Below are 4,152 nucleotides of genomic sequence, written 5' to 3' on the forward strand. Positions count from 1 at the left end.
TGCCCTTCATCCCGCTGACCGCCAAGCGCCGCACCGGCATCGTCTCGCGCGGGGGCTCCATCCTGGCCAAGTGGTGCATCACGCATCACCAGGAGAACTTCCTCTACACCCACTTCGCCGAGATCTGCGAGATCCTGCGGGCCTACGACGTGAGCTTCTCGCTGGGCGACGGCCTGCGCCCGGGCTCGCTGAGCGACGCCAACGACGAGGCCCAGTTCGCCGAGCTGCGCACCCTGGGCGAGCTGACACAGATCGCCTGGCAGCACGAGGTGCAGACCATGATCGAGGGCCCGGGCCATGTGCCGATGCACCTGATCCAGGCCAACATGGACGAGCAGTTGAAGCACTGCCACGGCGCGCCCTTCTACACCCTGGGCCCGCTGACCATCGACATCGCCCCCGGTTACGACCACATCGCCAGCGCGGTGGGCGCGGCCATGATCGGCTGGATGGGCACGGCCATGCTCTGCTACGTCACGCCCAAGGAGCACCTGGGCCTGCCCGACCGCGAGGACGTCAAGCAGGGCCTGATCGCCTACAAGATCGCGGCCCACGCGGCGGACGTGGCCAAGGGCCACCCCGGCGCCCGCGCCCACGACGACGCGATGAGCCAGGCCCGCTTCGAGTTCCGCTGGGAGGACCAGTTCAACCTGGGCCTGGACCCGGACACCGCGCGCAGCTTCCACGACGAGACCCTGCCCAAGGACGCGGCCAAGCAGGCCCATTTCTGCTCCATGTGCGGGCCCAAGTTCTGCTCGATGAAGATCAGCCAGGACGTGCGCCAGTTCAGTGCCGAGCAGCAGGCCGCGGCCGAAGAAGGCATGGCCGCCAAGTCGGCCGAGTTCAAGGCCGCCGGCGGCGCGCTCTACATCCCCATCCAGCCGGAAGCCTGAGATGGCGAGCTCATCGCGACCCCATGCCGGCATTGCCGGCGCCGGCGTGCTGGGCCGGCTGCTGGCCTGGCGCCTGGCCCACGCGGGCTGGCGCGTCAGCGTGGTGGACCCCGCGCCCGACGCCCTGGCCCCGGCCCGCGGCAGCCTGTTTCACGCACCCCATGCCGCCGGCTTCACCGCCGCCGGCATGCTCAGCCCGCTGGCCGAGCTGGACCAGGCCGAACCCGACGTGGCCGCGCTGGGCTGGCGCTCGCTGGACCTGTGGCAGGCCATCGCCCGGCGGCTGCCGGCGCGCGCCGACGCGCCGCAAGGCCTGGTGCGCCGCCAGGACAGCCTGCTGCTGGCCCACCCCAGCGACCTGGGCGCGGCCCAGCGGGTGTTGGCCCGGCTGGAAGCCGCCCGCGCACAGGACCCGGCCTGGCCCGCCGCCCAACCGCTGGACGCCGAGGCCCTGCAGGCCCTGGAGCCCGCCCTGGCCCCGCGGCTGTGGGGCTGGCGCCTGCCCGGCGAAGGCCAGGTGCTGGGCCCGGCCCTGCTGGAGGCCCTGGCCGCCGACGCGCCCGGCGTGACCTGGCACTGGGGCCGGCGGGTGAGCGAGGTGTCCCCTCACCGCTTGACGCTGGACGAGGGGCAGACGCTGACGGTGGACCTGGCCATCGACGCCCGTGGGCTGGGCGCCCGACCGGAGAACCCAGCCCAGGCTCATCCCATGAGCCCATCGGACCCGCGGCCCACCTTGCGCGGTGTGCGCGGCGAGGTGGTCTGGCTGCACGCCCCTGGCGTGCCGCTGCAGCGCCCGCTGCGCCTGCTGCACCCGCGCCACCGGGTCTACCTGGTGCCGCGGCCGGGCGACCTGGTGCTGCTGGGCGCCAGCGAGCTCGACAGTGAGGACCGCTCGCCCGTGAGCCTGCGCAGCGCGGTGGAGCTGATGGCCGCGGCGCACAGCGTCATCCCCGAGCTGGCCGAGGCCCGCATCGTCCACCTGGAGGCCAATCTGCGCCCGGCCCTGCCGGACCACCGGCCCTGGGTGCAACACGCCCCCGGCTGGCTGGCCATCAACGGCCTGTTCCGCCACGGCTGGCTGCTGGCTCCGGCGCTGGTGGAGCAGGCCCTGACCGAACTCGGCCTGCCCACCCTCGCGCACCATCAGGAGGCCGCCCATGCCTGAGTCCACGCCCACCGTGTCCCTCAACGGCGAACCGCGCCCCTGGCGGCCCGGCCTGAGCCTGGCCGACCTGCTGGCCGCCGAGGGCCTGGCGCCCGAGGCCGTGGCCAGCGCGGTCAACGCCACCTTCGTGCCCCGCTCCCAGCGCGCGGCCACCCTGCTGCAACCGGGCGACGAGATCGCTCTTTTCCAAGCCATCGTCGGAGGCTGATGCCCATGTCCCTCGACACGCTCGATTCCCCCTGGACCGTTTATGGCGTGCCGCTGCGCAGCCGCCTGCTGCTGGGCACCGCCGGCTACCCCTCGCCCGAGGTGCTGACCCGCGCCCTGGCCGCCAGCGGCGCCCAGGTGCTGACCGTGGGCCTCAAGCGCACCCTGGCCGGCGGCGACAACGGCTTCGTCGCCGGCCTGCGCGCCCACCTGCGCGAGCACGGCGGCCACCTGCTGCCCAACACCGCCGGCTGCCGCAGCGCGCGCGAGGCCATCGCCCTGGCCCGCATGGCGCGCGAGCTCTATGACACCGCCTGGATCAAGCTGGAGGTGGTGGGCGACGAGCACACCCTGCAGCCCGACCCCTGGGAGCTGCTGCAGGCGGCCAAGCTGCTGGTGGGCGAAGGCTTCCAGGTGTTCCCGTATTGCACCGACGACCTGGTGGGCTGCCAGCGACTGCTGGACGTGGGCTGCCAGGTGCTGATGCCCTGGGCCGCGCCCATCGGCTCGGGCCAGGGCCTGCTCAACCCCTTCGCGCTGCGCACCCTGCGCGCGCGCCTGCCCGGCGTGCCGCTGATCGTGGACGCCGGCCTGGGCGCCCCCTCGCACGCGGTGCAGGCCCTGGAGCTGGGCCTGGACGGCGTGCTGCTCAACTCCGCCGTGGCCCAGGCGGGCGACCCGGTGCGCATGGCCGCGGCCTTCGGCGCCGCGGTGCGGGCCGGCCGCGCAGGCTTCGAGGCCGGCCTGATGGCGCCGCAGCCCATGGCCGTGGCCAGCACCCCGGTGGGTGGGCGGCCCTTCCTGATCGGCTGAGCACGGCATGACCCACGACTTTCCCGTCCGCCCGCGCATCGCCAGCGTGGCCGGCACCGACAGCGGCGGCGGCGCCGGCCTCTCGGCCGACCAGCGCGCCGCCCAGGCCTTTGACGTGCACCTGTGCCCGGTGGTGGCCGCCGTCACCGCCCAGCACAGCCGCGCGGTGCGCCACATCGAAGCCCTATCCCCCGCCCTGCTGCAGGCCCAGCTGGACGCCCTGGCCGAGGACCTGCCGCCCGCGGCCATCAAGACCGGCCTGCTGGGCAGCGCGGCCAACGCCCGCGTGCTGGCGCGCTGGATCGACACCCAGCGCCGCCACCAGCCCGACCTGGCCCTGGTGGTGGACCCGGTGCTGCGCGCCTCCACCGGCGCGCCCTTCGCCGACGCCGAGCTGCTGGCCGCCTACCGCGAGGAGCTGCTGCCGCGCGCCAACCTGGTGACCCCCAACCGGCGCGAGGCCGCGGCCCTGCTGGGTCAGCCGGACGAGGCCAGTCCCGAGGCCCTGCCCGCCCAGGCCGCCGCGCTGCGCGCGCTGGGCGCCCAGGCCGTGCTGCTGACCGGCGGCGATGCGCTGGACGAAACCCAGGCCCTGGACTGGCTGGACAGCCCGCAGGCCCGCGGCGGCCTGGCGCATCCGCGCATCGCCACCCCGCACAGCCACGGCAGCGGCTGCACCCTGGCCAGCGCCGCCGCGGCCGCGCTGGCGCGGGGCTTTCCGGTGGCCGATGCCGCGGTGCTGGCCAAGCTGCTGACCACCCACGCGCTGCGCCAGGCCGGCCCGCAGGGCGCGGGCGCCGGGCCGGTCTGGGCCACGCCCGGCTGGGGCCAGCCCGGCGCCACCCTGCACACGCTGTGCTAAGACGAGCTCCCCCCCGCCGCCGGCGAGCTCCCCGCGCCGCCGGCATTTGCCCCCGGCCTCTACGGCATAGTCGAGAGCGCCGAGGCCGCCCTGGCCCGGCGTGCGCCAGCCCAACCTTCGGCTGCGCCACCTGCAGCTGCGCTGCAAAAGGGCGCCCACCGGCGCCGACGCTTCCTNGCACGCCCTTTAAGGGGAGACGATCCACCGCT

Annotated in this window: 5 protein-coding genes; all 5 read left to right on the top strand. The window is 74.9% G+C overall.

Annotated elements, in window-relative coordinates; translation table 11 throughout:
- Positions 1–893 (top strand): phosphomethylpyrimidine synthase ThiC (gene thiC / locus I73_RS07290; protein ID WP_022980010.1); only part of this gene is annotated, 893 nt, incomplete at its 5' end.
- 1 nt (position 894) lies between these two features.
- Positions 895–2,061, top strand: coding sequence for an FAD-dependent oxidoreductase (locus tag I73_RS07295; protein WP_022980011.1), 1,167 nt, complete (start codon positions 895–897; stop codon positions 2,059–2,061).
- The gene (thiS, locus tag I73_RS07300; RefSeq protein ID WP_022980012.1) at positions 2,054–2,269 is read left to right on the top strand and encodes a sulfur carrier protein ThiS; all 216 of its coding nucleotides are present in this window, start codon (positions 2,054–2,056) and stop codon (positions 2,267–2,269) included. Before I73_RS07295 ends, thiS begins: the two co-directional genes overlap by 8 nt.
- A gap of 5 nt (positions 2,270–2,274) precedes the next feature.
- Entirely contained in the window at positions 2,275–3,081 is an 807-nt protein-coding gene (locus I73_RS07305; protein WP_040499853.1) for a thiazole synthase, read from the top strand.
- 7 nt (positions 3,082–3,088) lie between these two features.
- Complete coding sequence (thiD, locus tag I73_RS26600) at positions 3,089–3,943, top strand: bifunctional hydroxymethylpyrimidine kinase/phosphomethylpyrimidine kinase (RefSeq protein ID WP_022980014.1); 855 nt, start codon at positions 3,089–3,091, stop codon at positions 3,941–3,943.
- Positions 3,944–4,152 lie beyond the last annotated feature (209 nt).

Source organism: Ideonella sp. B508-1, from assembly GCF_000333615.1.
In the GTDB taxonomy this organism is placed as follows: Bacteria; Pseudomonadota; Gammaproteobacteria; order Burkholderiales; family Burkholderiaceae_C; genus Ideonella.

What these genes read in the sequence shown, in the direction of transcription:
- I73_RS07295 (WP_022980011.1), top strand. Translation starts at nt 895, where the DNA reads ATGGCGAGCTCATCGCGACCCCATGCCGGCATTGCCGGCGCCGGCGTG.
- thiS (WP_022980012.1), top strand. Translation starts at nt 2,054, where the DNA reads ATGCCTGAGTCCACGCCCACCGTGTCCCTCAACGGCGAACCGCGCCCC.
- I73_RS07305 (WP_040499853.1), top strand. Translation starts at nt 2,275, where the DNA reads ATGTCCCTCGACACGCTCGATTCCCCCTGGACCGTTTATGGCGTGCCG.
- thiD (WP_022980014.1), top strand. Translation starts at nt 3,089, where the DNA reads ATGACCCACGACTTTCCCGTCCGCCCGCGCATCGCCAGCGTGGCCGGC.